General features: G+C 65.6%; 23 protein-coding genes and 1 pseudogene. 12 read left to right on the top strand and 12 right to left on the bottom strand.

Annotated features, from left to right (window positions below; genetic code table 11):
* Positions 1-191 precede the first annotated feature (191 nt).
* Positions 192-374, top strand: a pseudogene (locus tag J8I33_RS17510) (2-aminoethylphosphonate--pyruvate aminotransferase); the annotation flags it as partial.
* Positions 375-521: 147 nt separating this feature from the next.
* A complete protein-coding gene (locus J8I33_RS17505; protein ID WP_209938364.1) occupies positions 522-1,910 on the top strand; it encodes an FAD-dependent oxidoreductase in 1,389 nt (462 codons plus the stop codon).
* Between the two features lie 263 nt (positions 1,911-2,173).
* Here J8I33_RS17505 and J8I33_RS17500 read toward each other — a convergent pair whose 3' ends face one another.
* Together J8I33_RS17500 and J8I33_RS17495 are read right to left on the bottom strand one after the other, a co-directional pair.
* Positions 2,174-2,899 (bottom strand): phosphonate utilization associated transcriptional regulator, encoded by a 726-nt coding sequence (locus J8I33_RS17500; RefSeq protein WP_209938362.1) that lies wholly within the window; start codon positions 2,897-2,899, stop codon positions 2,174-2,176.
* A 217-nt stretch (positions 2,900-3,116) separates the two neighbouring features.
* Positions 3,117-5,288: a phospholipase C, phosphocholine-specific gene (locus J8I33_RS17495; protein WP_209927596.1), complete on the bottom strand. Its 2,172-nt coding sequence runs from the start codon at positions 5,286-5,288 to the stop codon at positions 3,117-3,119.
* A 229-nt stretch (positions 5,289-5,517) separates the two neighbouring features.
* On the opposite strand from J8I33_RS17495, the gene J8I33_RS17490 reads away from it, so the two are divergent.
* A complete protein-coding gene (locus tag J8I33_RS17490) occupies positions 5,518-6,435 on the top strand; it encodes a LysR family transcriptional regulator (RefSeq protein ID WP_050011102.1) in 918 nt (305 codons plus the stop codon).
* A gap of 99 nt (positions 6,436-6,534) precedes the next feature.
* On the opposite strand, the gene J8I33_RS17485 is transcribed toward J8I33_RS17490, so the two are convergent.
* Positions 6,535-8,175 (bottom strand): L-lactate permease, encoded by a 1,641-nt coding sequence (locus J8I33_RS17485; protein WP_124556209.1) that lies wholly within the window; start codon positions 8,173-8,175, stop codon positions 6,535-6,537.
* 471 nt (positions 8,176-8,646) lie between these two features.
* Here J8I33_RS17485 and J8I33_RS17480 point away from each other — a divergent pair, with 471 nt between their 5' ends.
* Positions 8,647-8,964, top strand: a complete 318-nt coding sequence (locus tag J8I33_RS17480; protein ID WP_124556208.1) for a DUF4148 domain-containing protein — start codon at positions 8,647-8,649, stop codon at positions 8,962-8,964.
* Between the two features lie 75 nt (positions 8,965-9,039).
* Here the strand turns inward: J8I33_RS17480 and gshA are convergent, their stop codons facing one another.
* The 3 genes from gshA to ada all read right to left on the bottom strand — a co-directional run bounded on the left by gshA (position 9,040) and on the right by ada (position 13,165).
* Complete coding sequence (gene gshA, locus J8I33_RS17475) at positions 9,040-10,653, bottom strand: glutamate--cysteine ligase (RefSeq protein WP_209938360.1); 1,614 nt, start codon at positions 10,651-10,653, stop codon at positions 9,040-9,042.
* 464 nt (positions 10,654-11,117) lie between these two features.
* Positions 11,118-12,077: an AlkA N-terminal domain-containing protein gene (locus J8I33_RS17470; protein WP_209938356.1), complete on the bottom strand. Its 960-nt coding sequence runs from the start codon at positions 12,075-12,077 to the stop codon at positions 11,118-11,120.
* Complete coding sequence (ada, locus tag J8I33_RS17465) at positions 12,074-13,165, bottom strand: bifunctional DNA-binding transcriptional regulator/O6-methylguanine-DNA methyltransferase Ada (protein ID WP_209927603.1); 1,092 nt, start codon at positions 13,163-13,165, stop codon at positions 12,074-12,076. The genes J8I33_RS17470 and ada overlap by 4 nt, the downstream gene beginning before the upstream one ends.
* A gap of 429 nt (positions 13,166-13,594) precedes the next feature.
* On the opposite strand from ada, the gene J8I33_RS17460 reads away from it, so the two are divergent.
* Positions 13,595-14,008, top strand: a complete 414-nt coding sequence (locus J8I33_RS17460) for a VOC family protein (protein ID WP_209938349.1) — start codon at positions 13,595-13,597, stop codon at positions 14,006-14,008.
* A gap of 31 nt (positions 14,009-14,039) precedes the next feature.
* Here the strand turns inward: J8I33_RS17460 and J8I33_RS17455 are convergent, their stop codons facing one another.
* The 3 genes from J8I33_RS17455 to speG form a co-directional block, all read right to left on the bottom strand.
* Complete coding sequence (locus J8I33_RS17455) at positions 14,040-14,594, bottom strand: YaeQ family protein (RefSeq protein WP_050011096.1); 555 nt, start codon at positions 14,592-14,594, stop codon at positions 14,040-14,042.
* Positions 14,595-14,783: 189 nt separating this feature from the next.
* The gene (locus J8I33_RS17450) at positions 14,784-15,131 is read right to left on the bottom strand and encodes a hypothetical protein (protein WP_124556203.1); all 348 of its coding nucleotides are present in this window, start codon (positions 15,129-15,131) and stop codon (positions 14,784-14,786) included.
* 488 nt (positions 15,132-15,619) lie between these two features.
* A complete protein-coding gene (speG, locus tag J8I33_RS17445; RefSeq protein WP_050011094.1) occupies positions 15,620-16,177 on the bottom strand; it encodes a spermidine N1-acetyltransferase in 558 nt (185 codons plus the stop codon).
* Between the two features lie 151 nt (positions 16,178-16,328).
* Here speG and J8I33_RS17440 point away from each other — a divergent pair, with 151 nt between their 5' ends.
* The 6 genes from J8I33_RS17440 (at position 16,329) to J8I33_RS17420 (ending at position 20,717) form a co-directional block, all read left to right on the top strand.
* Entirely contained in the window at positions 16,329-16,499 is a 171-nt protein-coding gene (locus tag J8I33_RS17440; RefSeq protein WP_006489933.1) for a hypothetical protein, read from the top strand.
* Between the two features lie 118 nt (positions 16,500-16,617).
* Positions 16,618-16,866, top strand: a complete 249-nt coding sequence (locus J8I33_RS17435; protein ID WP_050011093.1) for a DUF2795 domain-containing protein — start codon at positions 16,618-16,620, stop codon at positions 16,864-16,866.
* 109 nt (positions 16,867-16,975) lie between these two features.
* Positions 16,976-18,334 carry a sensor domain-containing diguanylate cyclase gene (locus tag J8I33_RS17430; protein ID WP_209938348.1) on the top strand — a complete coding sequence of 453 codons (1,359 nt, stop codon included), beginning with the start codon at positions 16,976-16,978 and terminating at the stop codon, positions 18,332-18,334.
* A gap of 149 nt (positions 18,335-18,483) precedes the next feature.
* Positions 18,484-18,609 carry a hypothetical protein gene (locus J8I33_RS34755; RefSeq protein ID WP_280920977.1) on the top strand — a complete coding sequence of 42 codons (126 nt, stop codon included), beginning with the start codon at positions 18,484-18,486 and terminating at the stop codon, positions 18,607-18,609.
* A 496-nt stretch (positions 18,610-19,105) separates the two neighbouring features.
* Positions 19,106-20,323 carry a DUF6402 family protein gene (locus J8I33_RS17425; protein ID WP_209938345.1) on the top strand — a complete coding sequence of 406 codons (1,218 nt, stop codon included), beginning with the start codon at positions 19,106-19,108 and terminating at the stop codon, positions 20,321-20,323.
* Between the two features lie 19 nt (positions 20,324-20,342).
* Positions 20,343-20,717 (top strand): hypothetical protein, encoded by a 375-nt coding sequence (locus J8I33_RS17420; RefSeq protein ID WP_124556200.1) that lies wholly within the window; start codon positions 20,343-20,345, stop codon positions 20,715-20,717.
* Positions 20,718-20,818: 101 nt separating this feature from the next.
* Here J8I33_RS17420 and mnmE read toward each other — a convergent pair whose 3' ends face one another.
* Positions 20,819-22,213 carry a tRNA uridine-5-carboxymethylaminomethyl(34) synthesis GTPase MnmE gene (mnmE, locus tag J8I33_RS17415; protein ID WP_209938342.1) on the bottom strand — a complete coding sequence of 465 codons (1,395 nt, stop codon included), beginning with the start codon at positions 22,211-22,213 and terminating at the stop codon, positions 20,819-20,821.
* Positions 22,214-22,551: 338 nt separating this feature from the next.
* Between mnmE and J8I33_RS17410 the strand changes: the two genes are divergently transcribed.
* On the top strand, positions 22,552-22,986 hold the full coding sequence (locus J8I33_RS17410) for a transcriptional regulator (protein WP_050018236.1): 435 nt from the start codon (positions 22,552-22,554) through the stop codon (positions 22,984-22,986).
* A 118-nt stretch (positions 22,987-23,104) separates the two neighbouring features.
* On the opposite strand, the gene yidC is transcribed toward J8I33_RS17410, so the two are convergent.
* Positions 23,105-24,766, bottom strand: coding sequence for a membrane protein insertase YidC (gene yidC, locus J8I33_RS17405; protein WP_050018235.1), 1,662 nt, complete (start codon positions 24,764-24,766; stop codon positions 23,105-23,107).
* A gap of 8 nt (positions 24,767-24,774) precedes the next feature.
* Complete coding sequence (gene yidD / locus J8I33_RS17400) at positions 24,775-25,041, bottom strand: membrane protein insertion efficiency factor YidD (protein ID WP_006750110.1); 267 nt, start codon at positions 25,039-25,041, stop codon at positions 24,775-24,777.
* Positions 25,042-25,059 lie beyond the last annotated feature (18 nt).

The raw sequence follows: 25,059 nt of genomic DNA, 5'->3' as shown, positions 1-25,059 counted from the left end.
GTCCTTTCCGATCGAAGGGGTGAGCCGTCGGCGCCCGCGCCGCGCCGATGGGAAGTGTTTCCAGGCTTGACATTAAAATGGATGATTTGTAGATTGTCAACAATATGCAGAGAACAGAAAGCCAGAAAGCAAACGGCGGACGGGTGAGGAACATGAAGGGTGGCCACCACCCCGGCCGCCTCGGGCCGCGGCGTGGTTTTTATCAGGCGGTCAAAAAGCGCGGCTACATTCGGTCTCGGGGCACGCTCGCCGAGGTCGACGCGTTCCGCGTTCGCTGCATCGGCCACTTCGATGAAGCCGGTATTCCGGGAGCGATCGCCGACACGCTGAAGGCGATGGGCGTGCGCCGAATGTCCACGGAAGCGATGGCCTGACTCGACGAATCGTGCCGCAGGACGGCGCGCGGCGTGCAGCCCTCCGGCGTGCATCGCGGTGCGGCGGTGTCGGTTTCGCGTTTGCACTGGTTTTCGTTTTTGCGCCGTGTGCGGCACGGCAACCTCACCCTCACTGGTACGACCCCGATGCGCCCCTTCTGGATCGAACAAGCGCTGTTCAACGACGGCGACCTCGTCCCCGCGCTGCAAGGTGCGACGCAGGCCGACGTGTGCATCGTCGGCGGCGGCTTCACGGGCCTCTGGACCGCGATCCAGGCGAAGCAGCAGCACCCCGCGCTCGACATCGCGATCCTCGAGGCCGACCTGTGCGGCGCCGGCGCGAGCGGACGCAACGGCGGCTGCCTGCTCACGTGGTCCGCGAAATTCCTGACGCTGCGGCGCCTGTTCGGCGAAGCCGAGGCGATCCGGCTCGTGAAGGCGTCGGAAGCGGCCGTGCAGCACATCGCCGATTTCTGCCGCGCGCACGACATCGATGCGGAGCTGCGGCGCGACGGCACGCTGTACACCGCGACGTCGCGCGCGCAGGTCGGCACGCTCGCACCGGTGCTCGATGCGCTCGCCGCGTGCGGCATCCACAGCTACGAGCCGCTGCCGCCCGCCGAAGTCGCGCGCCGCTCGGGCTCCGCGCGCAATCTCGACGGGGTCTACTCGCCGCTCGCCGCGACCGTCCATCCCGGCAAGCTCGTGCGCGGGCTACGCCGCGTCGCGCTTGCGATGGGCATCCGGATCCACGAGCGCACGCCGATGCTCGACTTCACACCCGGCCAGCCGGCCGTCGTGCGCACGCCGTCCGGCAGCGTGAGCGCGGCCAAGCTCGTGTTCGCGATCAACGCGTGGATGGCGAGCCGCTTTCCGCAGTTCGAACGGACGATCGCGGTCGTGTCGAGCGATATGGTCATCACCGAGAAATGTCCGGATCTGCTGGAGAAGACCGGACTGGTGGACGGTGTGTCGGTGCTCGATTCGCGGATCTTCGTGTACTACTACCGCACGACCGTCGATGGCCGGCTGATGCTCGGCAAAGGCGGCAACACGTTCTCGTGGCGTAGCCGCATCGCGCCCGTGTTCGACCGCCGCTCGCCGTACGAGGCGCAGCTCACGCGCAGCCTGCGCGAATTCTTCCCGTCGCTTGCGGGCGTGCCGATCACCGCGAGCTGGAACGGGCCATCGGATCGCTCGGTGACGGGCTTCCCGTTCTTCGGCCACCTCGACGATGCGCCGAACGTGTTCTACGGCTTCGGCTATTCGGGCAACGGCGTCGGGCCAACCTACATGGGCGGGCAGATTCTGTCGTCGCTCGTGCTCGGCCTCGACAACGCGTGGACGCGCAGCCCGATCGTGCGCGGCCCGCTCGGCCATTTTCCGCCGGAGCCGATCCGCTATGTCGGCGCGCACGTGGTGCGCAATGCGATTCGTCGCAAGGAGCGCGCGGAGGACGACGGCCGGAAGCCGTCGGCGGTTGATACGTGGCTCGCGAAGTTTGCGAGCGCGGCGGGGAAGGCGGATAAGGCGTGATTACATCATTCGGATAACGTATCGAAGTACCTGCCCCGTAGGCGGATCGCGTTGCAAAGATCCATGCATACACCCGAGTGCGCTGTGAATCCGGAACCGGCTGGGTACTGGACGATTTCTTCGATAAACGGCGCGGCAAATGATCGGTCGCCGGCGATCACCGCATTCGGCCGGACATCATCAACGTCGAGCGAAGCGACGGTCGTGATCCAGCCGCTCCGCGGCCTTTCGTCGTGAACGTGCGTGACCGGTAACGCGACAGCCTACGCGCCCGCCCTCTCCCGCGCCGCCTTGCCCGTCACCGGCAGCCCCTGCTCATGCATGCGGCGCATCCGCGCGAGGCCGTGCGCGACGTGCTCGCGCACGAGCGCGACGGCCTTGTCCTCGTCGCCGGCCGCGAGCGCCTGCACGATCTTGTCGTGCTCGGCCGCCGACACGGCGATCGCACCCTTCTCGGCCTCGATCGCCGCCTGACGCAGCAGGCCCAACTGGCGCACGAGCCGCCGGTAGGTATCGGTGAGATGCGTATTGCCGACGCCGACCACCATCGCGTCGTGGAACTGCACGTTCAGCTCGGTATAGCGCGTGACGTCGTGCGTCTTCGCGGCGCCCTTCATCGACTGGACGATGCCCTTCAGCACTTTCAGCGTATCGGGCGAGATGCGCTTCGAAAGCGCGCGCGCGACCGACTCGTCGAGCATCGCGCGCACTTCGTAGATCTCCTCGGCCTCGCGCAGCGGCACGACGCGCACGGTCACGCCGCGGTTCTTCTCGTTGCGCAGCAGGCCGGCCTGTTCGAGCGCGCGGAATGCCTCGCGCACCGGGCCGCGCGACACGTTCAGCCGGGTCGCGATATCGACCTCGTTGAGCTTTTCGCCCGGTGCATATTCGCCGGAGACGATCGCGCGCTCGAGCATGTCCTGGACGATCATCGCGAGCGACTGGCTTTGCAGGAGTTCGATGGCGCTGAGCGCGTTCGGGGCAGTCATGGTCGGGCAGGCAGCGGGGCTGCAGGTGAAAACGAGGGCGCCATGTCGGCGAGTGGTCTTTGTATACCTCTCACCCCGCCAAATTGTCAACAGTTTTCAGTTTCCAAAAGCCAGTCCGGCGTACGACTCACATTCGCAATCGCCATGCAACCGGCACGCGGCGGTCGCGCGATGCGGGCGAACCCTCCCGCGTCGCGCGCCACCGCCTGCACAGCCGTCAGGCCGTACGCTTCACCGGACCCGGATCGCTGTGGCTCGGCCGACCCGTTTCGACGTGGCCCGCGAAGCGGCGCACGACCTTGTCGTCGCCGCCGCGCAGCGTCGTCGCGGTGATCGTCAGATCGTACCAGCCGTGGCTCGACGACAGCTCGAAGTGCGCGTCGACGCGCTCGCCCGGCTCCAGCGTGTACGTGCGTGCATGTGCATGGCTGTACGCATTGTCGACCGACACGCGACACGTCGCGCGCCCGCTGTTGCGCAGTTGCAGATACACGTGACGATTGCGCACGTCGTAGCCGATCTTCGCTTCGGGGTTCGCGTGGCGGCCGTCGGCGGCCAGCCGCGTATTGCCCTGGAATTCGCACAGATAGCCGTTCGGGCCGTAGGCGGCCAGATGATAGTCGCCGCGCGCGGCCGACGTGCTCCACGTATCGACGAAGCGGTCGCGCGCGGACACCGCGTAGCGGCGCGGCGGCGTCGCCGGGTTGCGGCGGTCGTACACATAGAACGCGGCGCCCGCGTCGCCGGTGTTCGCGAAGTCGAGCGACACGGTGTCGTCATGCGCGCCGACGCGGCTGTGCACGAACAGCTCGTATGGCAGCGCGCGCGCCGGACGCGTGCCGGGCTCCTGCGTCGGCATCGACTGCTGCGCGGGCACCTGGTACGCCTGGCCGGCGGTGGCGATGTGCTGCGGCACCGTGAAGCCGACCGTGCGCGTGTCGGGGCGCGCGGAGAAGTCGAACGCCGACGTGAGGTCGCCGCAGATCGACCGGCGCCACGCGCTGATGTTCGGCTCCTTCACGCCGAACCGCGCCTCGAGGAAACGCAGCACCGACGTATGGTCGAACGTCTCCGAGCAGACCCAGCCGCCCTTCGTCCACGGGGAAATGATGATCAACGGCACGCGCGGCCCGAGGCCGATCGGCTGGATGCCGCCCGGGTCGGCGCCCGGCACGAGCGGGCTCATTTCGCCCGGGTACTTGTTCAGGTCGAGCAGTTCGTCGCCGAGGTTCGACAGCAGGTTCGACGACACGATGCCCTGCCCGCCCACGCCGCTCGTGGCCGGCGGCACCGGCGGCACAACGTGGTCGAACAGCCCGTCGTTCTCGTCGTAGTTCAGGATGAACACCGTCTTCGCCCACACTTCGGGGTTCGACGTCAGCGCCTCGAGCACCATGTTGATGTAGAACGCGCCGTCCGTCGGCGATGCCTGCGGATGCTCGCTGTACTTGTACGGCGACACGATCCACGACACCTGCGGCAGCCGGTTGGCCTGCACGTCGGCCTTCAGCTCGGCAAGCGTGTGGTCCGACGCGCCCTTGTCGACCAGCGGGCCGCTCGCGCCTTCCTTCACCTGGAAGCGCTTGAAGAACATCAGCGAGTTGTCGGTGTAGTTGTCGGTCGGGTCGCCCGGGATGCCGGTGCCGCCCTGGTACACCTTCCAGCTGATCTTCGCGTTCTCGAGGCGTTCCGCGTAGGTCGTCCACGTGTAGCCGTTCACGTCGTTGCGCTCGCCGATGCCCGGGCCGTTCGTCGCGCTGCCGTAGACGTTGCGCGAGTCGACCGTGCCGGTCCACAGGTAGATGCGGTTCGGCGCCGTGTCGGCGTGCGCGGAGCAGAAGTACGAATCGCAGATCGTGAACGCGTCGGCGAGCGCGTAGTGGTACGTGAGATCCTGGCGCTTCAGGTAGCCCATCGTCAGCACGTCCTGCTTCTGGTTCACCCACTGGTCCCACTGGCCGTTGTTCCAGGACAGGTGGCCACTGCTCCAGCCGTGATTGGTACCCGGCTGGAATTCGGTCGTCTGCTTCGGATCGAGGTAGAACGGCAGCACGTACGGCGCCTGCGGATCGAGGCCGCGCGAATGGTAGTTCTTCGTGAACACCGACGCCGGCGGCTGCTGCCACACCGGCGCGCCGTTCGGCAGCAGGTGCGGACGCGGGTCGTCGAAGCCGCGTACACCGCGCAGTCCGCCGAAGTAATGGTCGAACGAACGGTTTTCCTGCATGAAGATCACGACGTGCTCGACGTCGCGGATCGTGCCGGTACGATAGGCGGCCGGCATCGCCAGCGCATTGCGGATCGCGGGCGGGAAGCCCGCGTAGGCGGCCATCGCGCCGGCCGACTGCGCGGCGAGGCGCAAGAAATCGCGTCGATTGTTCGAGGACATGAAGAGCACCCTGTGGTCGGTGGGAGTGGGGGCGCCGGGCGAGCGGGGCCGGCGATCTGCGTCGTCGTTATTACCCCGCACCGGCATGTCCCGGCCGTGACCGGTTCCCGCAGGTTTCTTGCCGTCATCCCCAGCTTTTTTTCGAAGTCTCGCATGGCGCGCCTTTCATCCGGCCGACACATGCGTACGCTACGCTGACGCGCGATGAAGAGGGGGGAGAAGCCGAGTCGTGTTCGATCAGCTGAAGGCGTTCCACGCGACCGTCCGGCAGGGCAGCATCACGCGCGCCGCGCGCCACCTGGGCGTGAGCCAGCCGACGATCGCCGCGCAGATCCGGCAGGTCGAGCAACTGTACGGCGTCGAGCTGTTCTACCGCAGCGGCCGCAAGCTCGAGGTGACCGAGACGGGCATCGAGCTGCTGCCGCTCGTCGAGAAGATGATCGCGCTCGAGGCGCAGGCCGACATCATGCTACGCAACATCGGCGGCCTGTTCGAAGGCCATCTGAGGATCGGCGCGACGGGCCCGTACTACATCATGGACGCGGTCGGCCGCTTCTCGAGCGCGCACCCGTCGATCGCGCTCACGTGCCGGATCGGCAACTCCGAGGAAATCCTGCAGGCGCTGCAGGAATTCCGCATCGATCTCGCGGTCTCGTCGCAGCGCAACGACGCCGACGGCCTCGAACGCAAGGTGATCTCGACCGATCCGCTCGTGCTCGTCGTGCACCGCCATCATTCGCTCGCGCGGTTCGATTCGATCGACGCGGCGCAGCTCGCCGACGTGCGGCTGCTGATCCGCGAGGAAGGGTCGGTCACGCGCCGCTGCACGGAGACGATCCTCGCAGCGGCCGGCGTCGCGGCCACGTCGGTTGCCGAGATCGGCAGCCGCGAAGCGATTCGCGAGGCGATCCTGCATGGCGTGGGCGGGAGCCTCTTTCCGCTCGGCGAAGCCGAACGCCATCCGGACTTGCGCGTGATCGCGCTGCGCGGCGTCGACACGACGATCGACGAATACGTGTACTACCTGAAGGCGCGCCGCCAGAGCCCCGCGATCGACGCGTTCCTCGCGTGCATCCTGCCGGGCCGTGCTGAAGCAGCCGGCGCATCCGACCACGGACAACCGGCGCGGCGGGCGAACGCACGCTGAGCCGCCGCGCGTTCACCGCTTCCGCACATGACCTAGCGCTCTTCCCGCGCCTTCCCTCGTTGTTTTCCTCGTGCCTTTCTTCTGTCGTGGCGCCGTGCGTCACTTCGGCAGCGCCGGAATCATCCAGGTCAGCACGTGCTGCTGCAGGAACACCAGCACGCCGAGCAGCAGCGTGAGGATCACGCTGTGCCAGAAGGTGCGCGCGAACACGACGCCTTCCTGCCCTTTCAGGTCCGTCGTCGACACGCCCGTCGCGATATTCTGCGGCGAGATCATCTTGCCCATCACGCCGCCCGACGAGTTCGTCGCGGCCATCAGCACCGGGTCGAGGCCGAGCTGCCGCGCGGCGACGACCTGCAGGTTGCCGAACAGCGCGTTGCCCGACGTGTCGCTGCCGGACAGGAACACCGCGATCCAGCCGAGCGATGCCGACACCAGCGGGAACAACGCACCCGTCGACGCGACGCCGGTGCCGAGCGTATAGCTGATGCCGGAGTAGTTCAGCAGGTACGCGAGGCCGACGATCATCATCACGGTGACGATCGCGATCCACGTCTGCCGCCACGTCTTCACCACGCATTCGATGAACGCCCCGGGCCCGGTGCGCGTCAGCGCGGCCGTGATGATCGCCGACAGCAGGATCGCGGTGCCCGTGCCGAGCGGCTGGAAATCCCAGATCGCCGCATACGGCTTGTGGTACAGCGACACGTACACCGCGTTGTGCAGGCCCGGCCACTTGATCTTCACGTCGCCGATCGCCGCGATGTTCGCGTGCACCCACACGATCACGACCACCGACACGACGAGCCACGGCAGCCAGCCGCCGAAGCCCGCGCGCGCGGCGCCGGCGGCGGCCGGCACGCTGCGCGCGAGCGCGTATTGCGGATCGGGCTGCGGCTTCCACAGCTGCAGGAAGCCGATCGTCACGATCAGCGACGAGAGCGACGACAGCACGTCCGTGAGCTGGTAGCCGAGGAAGTTCGACGTGACGAACTGCGCGATCGCGAAGCTGCCGCCCGACACGAGCAGCGCGGGCCACAGCTTCGCGATCGAGCGCAGCCCGCCATACGCGCCGACCACATAGAACGGCAGCAGCAGCGCGAAGAACGGCAACTGGCGGCCGACCATCTGCGCGAGCGTCGCGGGCGGCAGCGACGTGACCGCGCCGAGCACGGTGATCGGCACGCCGAGCGCGCCGAACGCGACCGGCGCCGTGTTGAACAGCAGCGTATAGGTGAGCGCTTCGAGCGCGGGGAAGCCGAGCGCGATCAGCAGCGCGCTCGTGATCGCGACCGGCGTGCCGAATCCGGAGATCCCTTCGAGCAGGCAGCCGAACGAGAACGCGACGACGAGCAGCACGAGGCGGCGGTCGTCGGGCAGGTTGTCGAGCATCCACTGCCGGAACTGGTCGAAGCGGCCCGACTTCACCGCGATGTTGTACAGCAGCAGCGCGTTGAAGACGATCCACATCACCGGCACGACCGCGAGCGCCATGCCGGCGCCGACCGCGTTGAACGCGAGCCCGGCCGGCATCCCCCACGCGCCGATCGCGACCGCGAGGCCCGCGACGAGCCCGGCGAGCGACGCCTGCCACGCGGGGCGGCGCAGCACGCCGAGCGCGATCAGCGCGACCGCGATCGGGATCGCGGCGACGAGGAACGACAGGAGCAGCGAGTGCGCGACGGGCGTCAGCGGCTGCGCGAAGACGATGCCGGGCGGGAGGGCGTCGGTGGGGTTCATCGTGTCTCCAGATGTCGACCCGAGTCGGCGCTTCAGCGTCTACTCGGGTCCCATGCCTTGTGCGGCCGACCCGGGTTCGCATGTCGATGCGCCGGGCTCGGTACAAGGCGATGTCCTGCGGTCACGACCGCGCTCGGGCGCTTGCGTACGCAACGACGTTGCGCGGCCAACCGATCGGTTGCTTAAAAGAGGTTAGGAGGCGCAACGCGCTTGTACAAGGGGGAGAAGCCCGATGCGGGCGAGCCGATGCGAACCGGCCGCCGCACGATGGCCGGCAGATGGCGCGCCGCTGTCGCGTTCGACAGGCAGCCCGCCGCGGCCGCCTCACCGGTGCGCGCAATGTTGCGCGACCGGAAAAGGTGACTGCCCGCCACGAGGATGTTTCGTTTGGCGTCCGAAGCCTAGACTGGCTGCATCGTTTCCGCCCGCGCCGCCGATGGCGCGGCGGCGGAACCTCACGGAGCCAACACGATGAAGACGATGAAACACGCGGCATGCGCGTGCGTGCTGATCGGCGCGGCGTTCGCCGCTCACGCGCAAGCCGCGTCGACGCTCACCCGCGCGCAGGTCCGTCAGGAACTGGTGGAACTGCAGGCCGCCGGCTACCGGGCGAGCCTCGCAAGCAGTCCCGACTTTCCGCGGAACATGCAGGCGGTCATGCAGCGTGCCGCGCAGGCGCGCGGTGAGGGCGACGCCGCCGGTTACGGCAGCGACGGCCGGGCGCACGGGGAATCAGGCAAGCCGGCGCTGCCGCACGCAGTCGATCGCGGCACGTATGCGCATCACTGACCGGATCACTGACGGAACCGGATGGATCGCGCGGCAGCGGCGCGGCGCACCCTGCGCCGGCCGCATGCGCGACCGTCACACGCTGAAGCGGTTCAGCGTATAGGCGCGATAGGCGGCGACGAACGCGTCGAACGATCCGGCCTCCTTCGCTTCGAGCTCGGCCTGCTCGGCGAGCGACTTCGCGGCAAGCGCCTGCTCGGCGTGCAGCGTCTCGGCCGACGGCGGGCGCGCGCGAAAATGCGCGGCATGCGCTTCGCTCTGCGCGAGCGCGAACGCGAGGAACGACTGACCGTTCTCGCGCATCGTGCGCAGCACGCGCGCGGATGGCGTGCGCTCCGGATCGGCGAGCTTCTCGCGCTGCGCGGCGATCGCGCGCGCATGCTCGTCGCCGCCGCGGATTTCGTCGAGCCGGCGACCGACGATCTCGATATCGGCCATCAACTCGTCGGCCCACTGCTGCAGCGTGACCGGCTGGCCGTCGCGCGTCAGCGTGAGGCCCGGCTTGCGGCCGTCCAGCGTCACGCTGCCGAAGTTCGCGTTCGCTTCCTTGTACGCGTCGCAGTCGAGCGGCGCGCTGTCGTCGAGCGCGCACGCGAGCAGGAACGCGTCGATGAAGCGCGCGGTCTCCAGCGCGATGCCGGTCGGCTCGAATGGATCGATGTCGAGGCAGCGCACTTCGATGTACTGCACGCCGCGCGACGCGAGCGCATGCAGCGGCCGCTCGCCCGAATACGTCACGCGCTTCGGCCGGATCGTCGAGTAGAACTCGTTCTCGATCTGCAGCACGTTCGTGTTGATCTGGATCCACTCGCCGTCGCGATGCGTGCCGATCGCCTCGTACGCCGGATACGGCTCGCTCACGGCCTTCGACAGCGCGTCGAGATAACCGGGCAGCGTGTTGTAGTCGACGTGCAGCGCGGCCTGGGCCGTCGTGTTCGAGTAGCCGAGATCGCTCATCCGCAGGCTGGTCGCGTACGGCCGGTACAGCGTATCGGCGTCGAACGTGTCGAGCTTGTGCGGCTTGCCGCGCAGGAACTTCGTGTCGAGCACCGGCGACGCGCCGAACAGGTACATCAGCAGCCAGCTGCGGCGGCGGAAGTTGCGGATCTGCGCGAGATAGCGTTCCGACTGGTAATCGACGAGCGTCGCCGTCGACCCTTCTTCCGCATGCAGGCGCCGCCACACTTCCTCGTGCAGCGAGTAGTTGTAGTGGATGCCGGCGATGCACTGCATGGTGCGGCCGTAGCGATACGCGAGGCCGCGCCGGTACACCGTCTTCAGGCGGCCGATGTTCGACGTGCCGTAGTCGGCGATCGGAATCTCGTCGTCGGCCGGCAGCAAGCCGGGCATCGAGTCGTTCCACAGCATCTCGTCGCCGAGCGATGCATAGACGTAGCGATGCAGATCGTCGAGGCGCTCGAGCGTGAGCGCGGCGTCGCGCTCCGCGGGCGTGATCAGTTCGATCAGCGCTTCGGAATAGTCGGTCGTCAGCGCCGGATGCGTGAGCGCCGAACCGAGCGCACGCGGATGCGGCGTGAACGCAATCATCCCGTCGCGCGTCACGCGCAGGCTTTCCTTTTCGATGCCGCGCAGGCCGTCGGGCAGATGCTGCCGCGTCGGGCCCGAGCTCAGCGCGTCGAGGCGTTTCAGCAGCAGTTCGGACTGGCGGTGAGTCATGGTGTTCGACATGGAGACGCAAGTGCGTGACGGCCGCGCGCAGAACGCCGCGCGCGGCCGGCTGGATTGTTGGTCGCTTCGTTGGTAGCGGGCACTTTAACATCTCGCCGAAAGCCGCGCTTGAGGTGGCCGCGAGCACGGCGCGCGGGCCTGAACGGGCGATCGGGCGGGCCGGGCGCGGTAGCGCTGGCGCATATCGCCGGGTCGGGACGAGGGCGATCGGCACGCCGGTCAGCGGAATTCGTCGGACGGAATGGGAACGGCGAACGGTTGGCGGCAGGTGCAACCGTGTCGCGGAATGGATCGGAAAACGACGCATGCGGAGGCGTCGCACGCGCGGCCTCCGGCCGGTGCCGAAGGCATGGAATCGCCATGACGGGCCGCGTCACGCCGGCACTCGGCGCATGCTGGCACCGCCCGCGCAATGGGTTGCAGCCCGCCTTCCTGCGGTCGCACCCGGCCGCAGGCCGCCGCGCTTATCCGCCGCGCGCGCCGCCCGCCCGGTCGGCCACCTCGTTCCACAGATGCAGCGCCGCATACGCGCGCCACGGCCGCCAGCCTTCGGTGCGGCGTTTCTGGCTGGTGAGCCGGTCGAGCGCCGGGTCGCGCGCGGCGATCGACTGCATCAGCACGAGATCGGATGCCGGCCACGCATCCGGATCGCGCCATGCGCGCATCGCGATGTATTCGACGGTCCACGGGCCGATGCCGGGTAGATCGAGCCACGCGCTGCGCAGCGTCGCGAGATCGGCATGCGCGCGATCGACCGGCACGTCGCCGGCCGCCACCGCGCGCGCCACGCCGGTCAGCGCGGCCACGCGCTTGCCGGGCATCCCGATCTTGTCGAGATCGCACGCGGCCAGCGCGTCGGGCGTCGGGAAACGCCACGCGGGCGCGCCGTCGTCTTCCGGCATCACGCGTTCGCCGGCCCGCTCGACGAGCCGGCCGACGATCGTCGTCGCGGCCTTCACGCTCACCTGCTGCCCGACGATCGCGCGCACGGCCAGCTCGAACCCCGACCACGCGCCCGGCACGCGCAGCCCCGGCGCGGCCTCGACGAGCGGCGCGAACCACGGATCGCGCGCGAGGCCGCCGCCGATCGCGGCCGGATCGGCGCCGAGGTCGAACATTGTCGCGACGCGCGCGGCGAACGCATCGTCGACGCGACGCGCGACCGCCCCTTCGACGGTCGCGATCAGGCAATGCTTGCGCGGGTGTTTCGTGACGGTGAGCCGGCCGGCCGCGCCGTGCAGATCGACGATGCGGCGATACACGCCGTCGGCAACCTGCTCGACGCCCGGAATCGCGCGCCCGCTGAAGAAGCGCAGCACGCGCGCCCAGTCGTACGGCGCCTTGTAGCGCAGTTCCATCTGCGCGGACGGCGGCACCAGGCCGCCGTTCCCGAGGGACGCGATCGTTATCGTGTCGATGCTCAAACCGCACTGCCCTCCGTCTCGGCTTCGGCTTCATCGTTGTGAACATGACGCGCCTCCGCCGCGAGCAGCGTCGCCTTGCGGCGTACACCCCAGCGATAGCCGGCGAGCGCGCCGCCCTTTTGCACGACCCGGTGGCACGGAATCGCGAGCGCGACCGGATTCGACGCACACGCGGACGCGACCGCCCGCACCGCGCGCGGCGAGCCGAGCGCCTCCGCGATCTCGGAATAGCTGCGCGTTTCGCCGTACGGGATATGCGTCAGCGCTTCCCACACGCGCTGCTGGAACGCGGTCGGCGCGATGTCGAGCGGCAGGTCGAACGCGTGCCGCGTGCCGTCGAGGTACGCGCGGATCTGCGTGACGAACGGCGCGAGCCGCGCGGACGATTCGACCAGTTCGGCCCGCGCGAATGCGTCCTTGAGTTCGCCGACGAGCGACGCCGCATCGTCGCCGAACGCGATCCGGCAGATGCCCTGTTCAGTGGCGGCGACGAGCACCGTGCCGAGCGACGTCGACGCGGTCGCAAAGCCGATCCGCAGGCCGGCGCCCTGGCGACGGAACGCGGACGGCGCCATCCCCAGCTCGCGCGGCACCGACGCATAGAGCCGCGACGGCGAGTTGAACCCCGCATCGACGGCCGCCTGCGTGACCGGCTGCCCGCTTTGCAGCGCCTGCCGCAGCGCGGCGCCGCGCTGCGCGGCCTGGTACTGCCGCGGCGACACGCCGACCACACGCTTGAAGAGCCGCTGCAGATGAAACGGGCTCACGTGCACGGCGTCGCTCAACTGCTGCAACGTGAGCCGCTCGGCCTGCGCGTCGAGCACCGCGCACGCACGATTGACGATTTCCAGCTCGCGCGGCAGCCCTTCCGGCTGGCAACGCTTGCAGGGCCGGAAGCCGGCCGCGCGGGCGGCCGCCGGATCGGCGAAAAAGGACACGTTCTCGCGGCGCGGCTGCCGCGACGCGCAGGTCGGGCGGCAGAACACACCGGTCGTGCGGACGCCATAGAAGAACGCGCCGTCCGCATGCGGATCGCGCGTGGTCACGGCGGCCCAGCGGGCATCGTCGGTCGGATAGGCGGTTTTCATCTGAACCTCGCACTTTCTAGTGTAGATGGTGCCTACTCTAGCCATCGGCACATGCCGTCGCGCCCTGAATCTTGCTCTGTGATTCGTGTCGGCGAATCGGGGCCGTATCGATCGAAATAAACCCGACGAAACCCGCGCGGCGGCCGCTCCGGCGCGGTTTTCGTCATCGTCCCGTCACCGTTTTGCTGCAGTGCGGATGCGACAAATCGCCGTCCTGACGTTTTTTTGCAATCGGAATATTGCGTCGCACCATCGCCGTGTGTATAGTTGGAACTGTCTCCTCCATGTCTCCTCCTGATATGGATTAAGCCCGTTCCGCACTGCGTGAACGGGCTTTTTTTCGTCCGTCGATTGTGCCGCGTACCGGCCGGCAGCGCAGGCGCGATGCGTCTACACTCGATGCTCGTCGACTGCGAAGGAGTCCCGCCCATGAAGCCCACCATACGCGGAATCGATCACATCGTGCTGCGCGTGACCGACATGGCGGCAATGACACGCTTTTACTGCGATGCCGTCGGTTGCCATGTGGAGAAGGAGCAGCCCGATCTGGGCCTCGTGCAACTGCGCGCCGGCGACGCGCTGATCGACCTGCTGACGGTCGGCGGCCTGATCGACCGTCCCGACAGCGGCCCGCCCGGCACCGGGCGCAACCTCGATCACCTGTGCCTGCGCGTCGAGCCGTTCGATCCCGACGCACTGATCGCCCATTTCGCCGCGCATGGCGCGCGACCGGGCGCGCCGGCCGAACGCTACGGCGCCGGCGGCTACGGGCCGTCGATCTACCTGTTCGATCCCGAAGGGAACATGGTCGAATTCAAGGGGCCGCCGGCCGCGCTCGGCTGAACGCGGCCGGCGCGCGGGCCCTGACGGCCCCTTACGCGCCCTCGCGCGCCTTCAGCACCGTCCATTCGACCGCGACCGGATCGTGGTCGGCGCTCGAGACCCACGCGGTGCCGTCCTGCACCGTGCACTGCAGGCGCATCGTGCGCGCCGCGAGCCGCCCGAGCGCGGCCGCGACGCCGTCGGCGAGCGACAGCACCTGCACGTTGCGCAGCCGTTCGACCTTGCTGCGCACGCCCTGCCACCAGATATCCGACGTCTTGCCGCCGTACGCGATCACCGTGACCTGCCCGGCACGGCCGGCCGCCTTCGAGATGCGCCGTTCGTCCGGCTGGCCGGCCTCGATCCACACGTCGATCGCGCCCGTCAGGTCCTTCTGCCACAAGTCGGGCTCGTCGACGTCCGACAGCCCCTTGCAGAATTCGAGCCGCTCATGCGCGAACAGCGCGAACGCGACGATGCGCACCATCATCCGGTCGTCGGTTTCCGACGGATGGCGCGCCACCGTCAGCGCGTGATCGGCGTAGTAATGCCGATCCATGTCGGCGATTTGCAGTTCGGCTTTGTAGATCGTGGATTTCAGCGCCATGCGGATGCGGCCCGGGCGGGCATTCGGTTCGGTCGGGCCGTGATGATACCGAATGCGCGCCGTCCGGCGTGCGTCATGCGCCGTTCACAGCGCAACGGCCCGGCATGCGCCGGGCCGTGTTCGGTTCGCGCCGCCCGCTCGTCGGGCCGGCGCGCTCGCGCGTCGTGCGACGGCGCGGCGAATCGACGGTTACTGCTTGACGAAGCGCGAATCGGTCCAGAGACCTTGCTGGTCGCTGTTGTCCGCGCTGACGAATTGCACGTCGCCCTGGTCGACCGCCACCACGCGGAAACGCTGGCCTTCCGGCACCGACAGGCAGCGGAAGTCGTCGAAGTACTGCTGCTTCGCCTGCGATTTGCCGTCACGTTCGTGATTCAGTACGGAATCCAGATTGTCTTTCGACAGGCAGCCCCATGCATTCTTCGTCAGCTGGATTTCCTGCTTCGGCTTGACGGCCGAATCGCCGCCGGCCTGCGCAATCGACACAGCGCAAAATGCGCCGACAAGGGCAAAAAGGACACCGGTACGCTTCGTCATGTTCTGTCTCCAGGCTTGCGGGCACCAGGCCGGGTTAGCTATGTGTTTAAAGGTGATCGTGAACCCACGTTTTTCACTTTAGAAGACCGGTAAACGATAGCAAGCACATTTGTTGTGCGACCGCAATAGCGGCGGATTGTCGCACCCCGTGCGCAGGCGGCTTTTGGCGCGACGGGCGCGCGCGGCAAGCGTCGCCGAATGGCGGATAGGCCTTGGCCGCCGGGCGGAAACCGTTATCCGGCAAGGCTTTCAGCAAAGTTACAATGCATCGATTGAACGGTTTGGATAATCCATTTCGCTATCCGGATCATTTTGATGCGTTGCACATAAAGTCATCCGAAACGATTCGACTTTACCGCAGTGCGGAATCGCATTTACCTTATACAAGAAAAATGCCAGGTATAAGCGCATCCGTATTTATCCGTAGTTCCCCGCATCCATTCGGCGCCTTGAAGCCCCATCGCAAGCGCCTTTCGTCCGCGTGGTGTTTACCCTGCCTTATTCGACCCGATTTGCTGGCGCTCGAAATAATCGCGCTGGAAAATGCACATGCGATAAGCGTTGTGATACGCGCCATTCCCGAAAAATTCTTCCTTCAATTCGGCCTCGTGCTGGAATCCGCATTTTTCGTACACGTGGATCGCCGCGGCATTCGACGTATCGACGATCAGGTAAAGCTTGCGCATGTTCAGCACCTTGAACGCGTACTCGATCGCGAGGCGCGTCGCCTGGCCGGCGTAGCCGCGCCCCTGGCACTGCGGCGCGATGATGATCTGGAACTCGCCGCGGCGGTGGATGTAGTCGAGTTCGATCAGCTCGACGAGGCCGACCAGTTCGTCTTGCGCGTCGACCGCGACGAAACGGCGTTCGCGCTGGTCGTGCACGTGGCGGTCGTACAGTTGCGACAGTTCCGAGAAGGTTTCGTACGGCTCCTCGAACCAGTAGCGCATGATCTTCGCGTCGTTGTTCAGTTCGTGGACGAAGCGCAGGTCCTGGCGCTCCAGCGGCCGCAGCGCGAGCGTGTTGGTATCGTTCTGGAGTTGCATGGTCATGTCCTTTTTAAAGCCGGCGCACGTGCGGAACGCCCGCGCGGCGCGGCCGCGTTCGGGCCCGTTTCGCACTGTAAGAATTTGAACGCGGGCGCAGTTCAGAGCCTAGAATGGGAGCAAGGGTTCCTGCCACCGCAAGGAGGCTATCGTGATCGAGCAAGTCATCCTCGGAATTTTCCTCGTGCTGCCGCTCGTCATCGTGGCCGCGCTGTTTTCCGACGAACTCTGGCAGGAGCACCGTCGCCAGCATCCGCGCGACGAGAACGCGCCGCACATCGACTGGAAGCATCCGTGGCGCCGCGTGCGACGCGGGCACTGACTTCGATCACCGCCGATTCGCCGCCCGCGCCGGCCGGGCCATCTGGACCGGGTAACATGCGATGCGGGTACAGCTCTTGCGCTCGATCCCATTCCCGCCCCACCCGCGAGACACCGACGTGAACGACAAGCCCGCCATTCCCCCGCACGATATCCCGAACGAAACGATCGATCTGCAGATCGCCGATGTGCTGGCGGCCGTCCGCTATCCGGCGAACAAGGATGCGATCGTCGATGCCGCGCGCGACGCCGGCGCCAGCAACGAGGTGCTGTCGATGCTCGACGGCCTGCCCGAACAGGACTACGCGGACGTCGACGCCGTCACGCGCTGCGTCGCCGGCAACTTCGGCCCGGGGCTCGGCATTTGAGCGGATGCCAATAACGCGATAGGATCGGGCCGCACCGGTCGCGCCGCGATCGGGATGCGTGCCGCCCGGCGCAAGATCGGGCGCTTCGCACGCGTGTCCGGGGGACTCCATGGAAGGCATCCTGATCCAGCACACGACGCAACGTCAGCTGTGGTTCGGCGCGCTGACGGCGCTCGTCATCCTGCTCACGCTCGGGATCGCCGCGCCGCACGCGAACGTCGCGCTGCCGCCCGTCGAGCCGTTCATGCCGATGTGCGCGCTCACCGTGTTCACGACCGCGAGCATCGCGGCGTTCTTCCTCGGCGCGCAATTCACCGTCACGCGCCAGCCCGTGCTCGGTGCGCTCGGCGGCGCCTACGCGTTCACCGCGCTCGCCGTCGCGCTGCAACTGCTCACCTTTCCCGGCGTGTTCGCGCCGCACGGCCTGCTCGGCGCGCGCCCGCAAAGCGCCGCATGGATGTGGATCTTCTGGCATGCCGGCTTTCCGTGCTTCGTGATGGCCGCGCTGTTCGCCCGCGAGCGGCTGACGCGCGCCCCGGTCGGCGCGAAGGAGACGCGCCGCTGGACGATCGCGCTGGTCGGCGGCCCGGCCGTCGCCGCGGCGCTCCTGTGCGCGATCGCGCTGAACGTGTCGCTGCCGCCCGCGTTCCATCCGCCCCGCGACGCTGCCGTGCTGCCCGTCAACGGCATCGCGCTCGTCGTGTGGATCCTCAATGTGCTCGCGCTCGTGGCCGTACTGGTCACCGGCCGGCTGCGCACGACGCTCGACCTGTGGCTCGCGATCGCGGTGCTCGCGTGCCTCACCGATACGACGCTGAACTTGCTGAGCACGAACCGCTTCACGGTCGGCTGGTATGTCGCGCGCGTGTTCAGCATGTTCACGCCCGGCGTGCTCGTGTGCGTGCTCGCGTGGGAAGTGACGATGCTGTATCAGCAGTTGTTCGAAGCGCACGCGACGCTGATCCGCTCGTCCGCGCGCGACGGGCTCACGGGCGCGTTCAACCGCAGCCATTTCAACGATCATTTCCACACGCTGTTCCTGCAGGCGCGGCGGCAGAGCGAACCGCTGTCGCTGCTGATGGTCGACGTCGACCACTTCAAGGCATACAACGACGCGTTCGGTCATGTGAAGGGCGATGCGTGCCTGATCGCCGTCGCGAATGCACTGACCGGCGCGGTGCGGCGGCCGTCCGATATCGTCGCGCGTTACGGCGGCGAGGAGTTCGCGGTCGTGCTGCCGAACACCGGCGCGCGCGGTGCGCGGGTGGTGGCCGACGAAGTGCGCGACGCGGTGCTGCGGCTCGACCTCGCGATGCCCGACTCGCCGGCCGGACGCGTGAGCGTCAGCGTGGGTTGCGCGACCGTGTCGGCCGACGATCTGTCGACCCCCGACGCGTTGATCGAAGCCGCCGACGCCGCGCTGTATCGGGCGAAGGATACGGGGCGAAACCGGGTCGTCGTCGCCTGAAACGTCTGCTGTTTGGCCAATTGTTACGGTCATTGTGACCGGAATAATCCGCCGTTACGGATTGCGGCGCCGGGATACGATCGCTTACAGCCCGGGCCGGGGCCGCTCGCTATGCTGGGTTTCATATTGAACCCGAGCAGGTGAACGCGATGAAGAAGGCCCTTTTGCTGATTGCCGGCGTCGCCGTGTTGTTGAGCGGCTGTATCGTCGTGCCGGATGGTGGCGGGTATTCCGGTGGGGGTGGGTATTACCATCATCATCGGCATTGGGATTGATAGAGGTGACGGTCCGGACGCTCGAGGCGCGCATCTTTGTGGGCTGATCTTCGATCAGTCATGCCTCGACCGTCGTCCAGCATATCGCCCTCGCTGCGGCGAAATTGACAGCGAGAAGTTCGAAAGGACCCGACGTGTCGGCACCGCCCCGGTGGACATCAGCGGCACGAGCGTCGTGGCGACCCACAGACGCCCATTCCACGAAACGTTAGGCCTCTCCTCGAGTTCGTGGTTTAGATGCGGGCTAACGCTCGCTCCAACTGCCTTGCCAAGAAGAATTTTAAAGAGCGCAGTTCCTGCGGGTATCGACTTACCCATCGGCGATCTCATGCGCCCAGCGCGCTTAGATGGCCGGGAAAGTTCAAAGAATATTTCGTCTGAAACTCAACCATCTGGATAACCATTTCAAACTAGTTCGATTGATTTCCGGGGCATGAGCACGTTAGCGTAACAGGCATTACGCATACCGCCCAACATCAACGGAGCTAAAGCAGAAATGCCATCAGATCTGGATAAAATTCCCTACTTCACAATAAATAAGTTCATTTGGAAATGGAAATTTCATGACGGCGCAGATGGGTGCAAAATCGTTCCAAACATCGCGCTTTCCATGGATAAGCCTGCACCACCGCTTCCGATACTACAAAAACCGAAAGTAGCCGAACCCAAGCATGCATCCACCGAGCCAAAGCGCGACTCGCTTGACAAAATGGTTGATGGTTTGGAGAGGGTCGGCAAGTCGCTGGCACGCTTTCAAGCATGGCTCAATGCCCCCGATTCTCCCAAACCCACCATCGTGAAGCTAAAAAGGGACGATTCCGTACCAGCGTTCGATATCCAGGAAATTCCCGCAACAATGCGCAAGATATACCTCCCGACATCTGCCGCACTGATGGAGCGATGGTTTTCCGGGAAATTAAATTACTCACGCACCTCTTCGGACGAAGAGGCGGAAATCAATCAAGACGGACTATCATACCCCTCCGACATGTACGACATGTCTACCGTTAAATTGGATTGGGTTCTTCGTTTCCCCCGGGCGAAGCAGCAATTCGACTATCTGATCAATGAAGCGATTCGCTCACAAAAATCCATAACCCAACTCCACAAGCTTCTGCTCCCGTATAAAGACTGTGCAACGCGACTCTATACCGACGATCTTTGCGGGAACGATCTTCGCAGCATGCACCAACGATTTCAATTTCAATACTCAAGAGTAGACAGCACGCTCGGGCAAAAAATTGGAACTCAACTGGATGCACAACTTCGCAACAATGGCGTACCCGATGACTTATCTGGGGCGCTCGGTTCCTTCAATATATATGCGGCGCTCGGAAGTGCGCGCTTCTCATGGGATGTGGATTCGCGCCGAACGACAGCCGAAGTGACGGGACTATGGGTGTATGTGAAAGACAACTATACATTTACCGACAAACCCGGCGAGCGATCTCAATATTTAGGGCACTGGAGTAACGACGGCGTCATCGTCGTCCCATACAGTGCAGCCGCTGCATTCTTGAACTCCGAGCATGTCCCATATGTCAAATACGCCGTCGCCAGGGGCAATCCATTCATCAAAGGGAATGTTTACTATCCTGTGGAGAACATCGATTTTAGAAGATGGTCTGAAATGCATGGCAGAGGTGGGGACTTTATCATCTACTCCGACAAAAAATACATTCCAATTTCCCCATTCATAAAAATTCGGCTATGATCAAACCCAACAAAAAATCATGACGAATTCTTCAAAAATTATCTTCTCACTGCTCTTTGCGGCACTGATCGGCATTTTTGCATTTGACAGAACACCTCAAGGGGTAGAATGTAGAAAATCGACATCTCCAGATGGAATATATATTGCCGACCTGTGCCTTTTAGCCTGGGTTCCGGGTGGAGATTCTCGGTACGTTGGCCGCGTGTACCGCGCGCAAACCGGGAGGCTGTTGGCTCAGCACACATTTAACACACCTACTCCCGAAATTTCCTGGAATAGCTATAGCGACGCCTACGTGGCCTTTTCAAAAGGCGACGGCGGAGATGATTCTGTATATATACCGCTTCCGCCAGCGTTCATCGATCGGCTGCTAGCGGCACGTCCGCGCCTGTAAAACCACTGTGGCAACCTGGTTGGCAGTCGTCACGCGGATGCAGACATGCTCTATAACCGGGCAATGGCCGTGCCATTCCCGGCCTGCAATCCTTTTCGTTTCTATTTCCCGATACAAAACCTGCTGAAAATCACCCCCAGCAGATCATCCGACGTAAACTCCCCGGTAATCGCATTGAGCTGCTCCTGCGCGAGCCGCAGCTCCTCGGCAAACAGATCGAGCGACTGAGCGCGTTGCTCCGCATGATCCGCCGCCTGTGCAAGATGTTCCTGCGCGGCCCGCAGCGCGATCAGATGCCGCTCGCGTGCGAGATACACGCCTTCCGCCCCCGCCTGCCACCCTGCAATCCGCAGCAGCTCCGTGCGCAACATGTCGATCCCGTCGCCGCGCTTCGCCGACAGATGCACCTCGGTCAGATCGCCTTCCGCGGCCGGATGCTCGACGCACGCCGGCACGCCGGTCAGATCCGTCTTGTTCAGCACGCGCACCACCGGCACGCCGGCCGGAAACCGCGCAGCGATCGTCCCGTCGTCCGGCGTCATCCCCGTGCGCGAATCGAGCAGATGCAGCACGACGTCCGCACGCTCGATCTCGCTCCATGTGCGCGCAATGCCGATCCGCTCGACTTCGTCCTCCGTCTCGCGCAAGCCGGCCGTATCGATGATGTGCAGCGGAATCCCTTCGACCTGGATCGTCTGCGCGACCTTGTCGCGCGTCGTGCCGGCGATCGGCGTGACGATCGCCAGCTCGGCGCCCGCCAGCGCGTTCAGCAGCGACGACTTGCCGACGTTCGGCTGCCCCGCCAGCACGACCGACAGCCCTTCGCGCAACAGCGCCCCCTGCCGCGCGTCGCCGAGCACGTGTGCGAGTTGTTCGCGAATCCTCGCGAGCTTGCCGCGCGCGTCGGCCGCTTCGAGGAAGTCGATTTCCTCCTCCGGAAAATCGAGCGTCGCCTCGACCAGCATCCGCAGCGTGATCACGTCCTCGACGAGCGCATGGATCTGCCGCGAGAACGCGCCGTCGAGCGAACGCCCGGCCGAGCGCGCGGCCGCCTCGGTGCTCGCCTCGATCAGGTCGGCGACGGCCTCGGCCTGCGCGAGGTCGAGCTTGTCGTTCAGGAACGCGCGCCGCGTGAATTCGCCCGGCTCCGCGAGCCGCAGCCCGAAGTCGCGCCCTGCATCCAGGCAACGCTGCAGCAGCAACTGCATCACGATCGGCCCGCCATGCCCCTGCAGTTCGAGCACGTGCTCGCCGGTATACGAATGCGGCGCCGGGAAATACAGCGCGATCCCGCGGTCGAGCGGCGCGCCGTGCGCGTCGAGGAACGGCACGTAGCTCGCATGGCGCGACGCGAGCTTCTGCCCGCACAACGCGTCGATCAGCGGCAGCGCGGCCGCCTCGCCGCCGCGCCCGAACGACACGCGGACGACGCCGATGCCGCCCCGGCCGGCAGCAGTGGCAATGGCGACGATCGGATCGGAATCGGTAGCGAGCATGGCAATCAGAGCAATCGGGTAATCAGCGAGTCAATGGTGCGCCCGCGCAACAGTTCGGGCAGAGGAACGCCGGCATTGTAGCGTGCGGGCTCATCAGCCACCGGCCGCGGCGCCCGATTCGGACTTGCCCGAATTTATCCCGTCAGGGATAAGCTAAGTATCAGTCCAGCGTGATGAGCCACCCGCCATTTCGGACAAGTATGTTTGCTGGAGCGGCTCGACACTGCGTCCCTCAATTTCTTCCACCATCCTGATCACGGTCGGGATTCGTCCGAATGAGATATGTTTATCCCATATGGTTGTCTGAGACGCGGCGATGAAATTGCACAATCTCCCCCATGCCGACATCCGAAGAAAAAGCCGCGTTCTCGGAACGCCTGAAATTCGCCCTGCGGCGCAGCCCGGAGAAGGTCACGGGCGCGACGGAGCTGGCGAACCGATTCAATCTGCGTCACCGCGGAACGCACCCCGTTTCGCCGCAAACCGCGCACAAATGGCTGACGGGCCGCACGATCCCGACGTCGGACAAACTCGAAACGCTGGCCGAATGGTTGCGCGTCGAAGTGCACTGGCTGCATTACGGGCCGTCGCCGAGCGTGGTCGAACATCCAACGCCGCAACCGCTGCCGCGCGACGAACGCTATCCGCCAACGCCCGAGACGATTGAACTCGCATCGAAGATCGAGGCGCTGTCTCCACACCAGCGCTACCTCGTTCAGGAACTCGTCGAGCAGTTCTACGGCGATCCGAAACTCGAAGCGAAGAAGGCCTGAGCGGCAGCCACCGCACGCGCCGCCGCCGCCGGGAAAACAAAAAGCCGCATGGTCGCGAACCATGCGGCTTTTTTTGCGAGCATCGCAGGCGGCTGGCCGCCCGCGAATGCATCAAGCGTCAGGCCGGCTTCTTCTTGACGCCGCCGAGCTTGCGCGTGATGTAGTACTGCTGCGCGATCGACAGCACGTTGTTCACGACGTAGTACAGCACGAGGCCAGCCGGGAAGAAGAAGAACATCACCGAGAACGCGATCGGCATGAACTTCATCATCTTCGCCTGGACCGGGTCCGGCGGCGTCGGGTTCAGGCTCGTCTGCACGAACATCGACACGGCCATCAGCACCGGCAGGATGAAGAACGGATCGCGCTGCGACAGGTCGTGAATCCACAGAATCCACGGCGCGCCGCGCATTTCGACCGATGCGAGCAGCACCCAGTACAGCGAGATGAACACCGGGATCTGGATCACGACCGGCAGGCAGCCGCCGAACGGATTGACCTTCTCGGTCTTGTACAGCTCCATCAGCGCGGCGTTCATCTTCTGCGGATCGCTCTTGAAGCGTTCGCGCAGCGCCTGCATGCGCGGCGTGATTTCCTTCATGCGCGCCATCGACTTGTAGCTCGCAGCCGACAGCGGGAAGAACACGGCCTTGATCAGCACCGTCAGCAGCACGATCGCCCAGCCCCAGTTGCCGACGTAGCTGTGGATCTTCTCGAGCAGCCAGAACAGCGGCTTCGCGATGATCGTCACCCAACCGTAGTCCTTCACGAGCTCCAGGCCCGGCGCGATGCCTTCGAGCATGCGCTCTTCTTCCGGACCGGCGAACAGGCGCGCCTGCACGTCGGCCGACTGGCCCGGCGCGATCGCGGCGACCGGCTGCTTCACGCCGACGCGATACAGCGTCGGATCGATCTTTTCAGCGTAGATGTCGCGCTTCGCGCCCTGCTGCGGAATCCAGGCCGACGCGAAGTAGTGCTGCACCATCGCAACCCAGCCGTTGTCGGCGGCCTTCTCGAAGTTCGCCTTGTTCTTGTCGAGGTCGCTGAAGTCGATCTTCTGGAAGTGCTTCGCGTCCGTATAAACCGCCGGCCCGAGGAACGTATGCGAGAACATCGGCGTTTCGACGGCCGTGTTGTCGCGCACCAGTTCCATGTAGACCGTCGGCGTGACGGGCGCCGTGCCGACGTTGTCGATCTTGGTGTCGACGCCGATCACATAGCTGCCGCGCGTGAACGTGTAGGTCTTCACGACCTTCACGCCGCCCTTCACCGGCGATTCGAACGACAGCTTCAGCGTGTTCTGGTCGCCCGTCAGCGACGTCGAGCCGGGGTTCAGCTGCGTGTAGACGTCGTTGTGGTTCGGGAAATCGCCGCCGAGCAGGCCCGTGCGTGCGAGATACGTGTGGCCGGCCGTGTGGTCGAACAGCGTGATGTACAGGTCGGGCTGCTTGCCGTCGCCCTGCTTCTTCAGCGTCAGCTTCGCGAGCGTGCCGCCGCGCGTGTCGATTTCGCCGTCGTACACGTCGGTCGAGAACTTCACGAGCTGCGCCTGCGCGGCCGGGGCCGTCGTCGACGGTGCGGCGCCGGCTGCGGCGGCCGGCACGTCACCTGCGGTCTTCGTCGCGCCCGTGCCCGATGCGCCGCCGGCAGCAGCCGGGGCCGTCTGCGTGGCGCTCGGGAAGAACATCGACGGGCGTCCATGGTCCCGCTGCCAGTTGTCGTACAGCATGACAGCTGACATGAAGAAGATCACCCATAGGACGGTGCGTTTGATATCCATGCGTTGTCTCAGAGTCGATGGGACCGCGCGTCGGCTTCGCCGCGAGCGCGAGTGTCGGAGTTGGGCGGCGGGACGAGGTCGATGCCGCCCGCGGAAAACGGATGGCATCGGCACACGCGCCTGACGGCGAGATACGTGCCGCGCGCGGCGCCATGATACTGGATTGCCTCGCGCGCGTAATCCGAACAGGAAGGATAAAAACGGCAACGGTTGCCGAGCATCGGGCTCACGGCAACCTTGTAGAAGCGCAGCAAGGCGATCAATACCGTTTCCATACCTTGGGCGGCGCCGTA

It is taken from the genome of Burkholderia sp. AcTa6-5 (genome assembly GCF_017815075.1).
Classification (GTDB): Bacteria; Pseudomonadota; Gammaproteobacteria; order Burkholderiales; family Burkholderiaceae; genus Burkholderia; species Burkholderia sola.
This window is presented reverse-complemented; position numbering and strand designations above follow the sequence as displayed.

What these genes read in the sequence shown, in the direction of transcription:
- J8I33_RS17505 (WP_209938364.1), top strand. Translation starts at nt 522, where the DNA reads ATGCGCCCCTTCTGGATCGAACAAGCGCTGTTCAACGACGGCGACCTC.
- J8I33_RS17500 (WP_209938362.1), bottom strand. Translation starts at nt 2,899, where the DNA reads ATGACTGCCCCGAACGCGCTCAGCGCCATCGAACTCCTGCAAAGCCAG.
- J8I33_RS17495 (WP_209927596.1), bottom strand. Translation starts at nt 5,288, where the DNA reads ATGTCCTCGAACAATCGACGCGATTTCTTGCGCCTCGCCGCGCAGTCG.
- J8I33_RS17485 (WP_124556209.1), bottom strand. Translation starts at nt 8,175, where the DNA reads ATGAACCCCACCGACGCCCTCCCGCCCGGCATCGTCTTCGCGCAGCCG.
- J8I33_RS17480 (WP_124556208.1), top strand. Translation starts at nt 8,647, where the DNA reads ATGAAGACGATGAAACACGCGGCATGCGCGTGCGTGCTGATCGGCGCG.
- gshA (WP_209938360.1), bottom strand. Translation starts at nt 10,653, where the DNA reads ATGTCGAACACCATGACTCACCGCCAGTCCGAACTGCTGCTGAAACGC.
- ada (WP_209927603.1), bottom strand. Translation starts at nt 13,165, where the DNA reads ATGAAAACCGCCTATCCGACCGACGATGCCCGCTGGGCCGCCGTGACC.
- J8I33_RS17460 (WP_209938349.1), top strand. Translation starts at nt 13,595, where the DNA reads ATGAAGCCCACCATACGCGGAATCGATCACATCGTGCTGCGCGTGACC.
- J8I33_RS17455 (WP_050011096.1), bottom strand. Translation starts at nt 14,594, where the DNA reads ATGGCGCTGAAATCCACGATCTACAAAGCCGAACTGCAAATCGCCGAC.
- J8I33_RS17450 (WP_124556203.1), bottom strand. Translation starts at nt 15,131, where the DNA reads ATGACGAAGCGTACCGGTGTCCTTTTTGCCCTTGTCGGCGCATTTTGC.
- speG (WP_050011094.1), bottom strand. Translation starts at nt 16,177, where the DNA reads ATGCAACTCCAGAACGATACCAACACGCTCGCGCTGCGGCCGCTGGAG.
- J8I33_RS17430 (WP_209938348.1), top strand. Translation starts at nt 16,976, where the DNA reads ATGGAAGGCATCCTGATCCAGCACACGACGCAACGTCAGCTGTGGTTC.
- J8I33_RS34755 (WP_280920977.1), top strand. Translation starts at nt 18,484, where the DNA reads ATGAAGAAGGCCCTTTTGCTGATTGCCGGCGTCGCCGTGTTGTTGAGC.
- J8I33_RS17425 (WP_209938345.1), top strand. Translation starts at nt 19,106, where the DNA reads ATGCCATCAGATCTGGATAAAATTCCCTACTTCACAATAAATAAGTTC.
- J8I33_RS17420 (WP_124556200.1), top strand. Translation starts at nt 20,343, where the DNA reads ATGACGAATTCTTCAAAAATTATCTTCTCACTGCTCTTTGCGGCACTG.
- mnmE (WP_209938342.1), bottom strand. Translation starts at nt 22,213, where the DNA reads ATGCTCGCTACCGATTCCGATCCGATCGTCGCCATTGCCACTGCTGCC.
- J8I33_RS17410 (WP_050018236.1), top strand. Translation starts at nt 22,552, where the DNA reads ATGCCGACATCCGAAGAAAAAGCCGCGTTCTCGGAACGCCTGAAATTC.
- yidC (WP_050018235.1), bottom strand. Translation starts at nt 24,766, where the DNA reads ATGGATATCAAACGCACCGTCCTATGGGTGATCTTCTTCATGTCAGCT.
- yidD (WP_006750110.1), bottom strand. Translation starts at nt 25,041, where the DNA reads ATGGAAACGGTATTGATCGCCTTGCTGCGCTTCTACAAGGTTGCCGTG.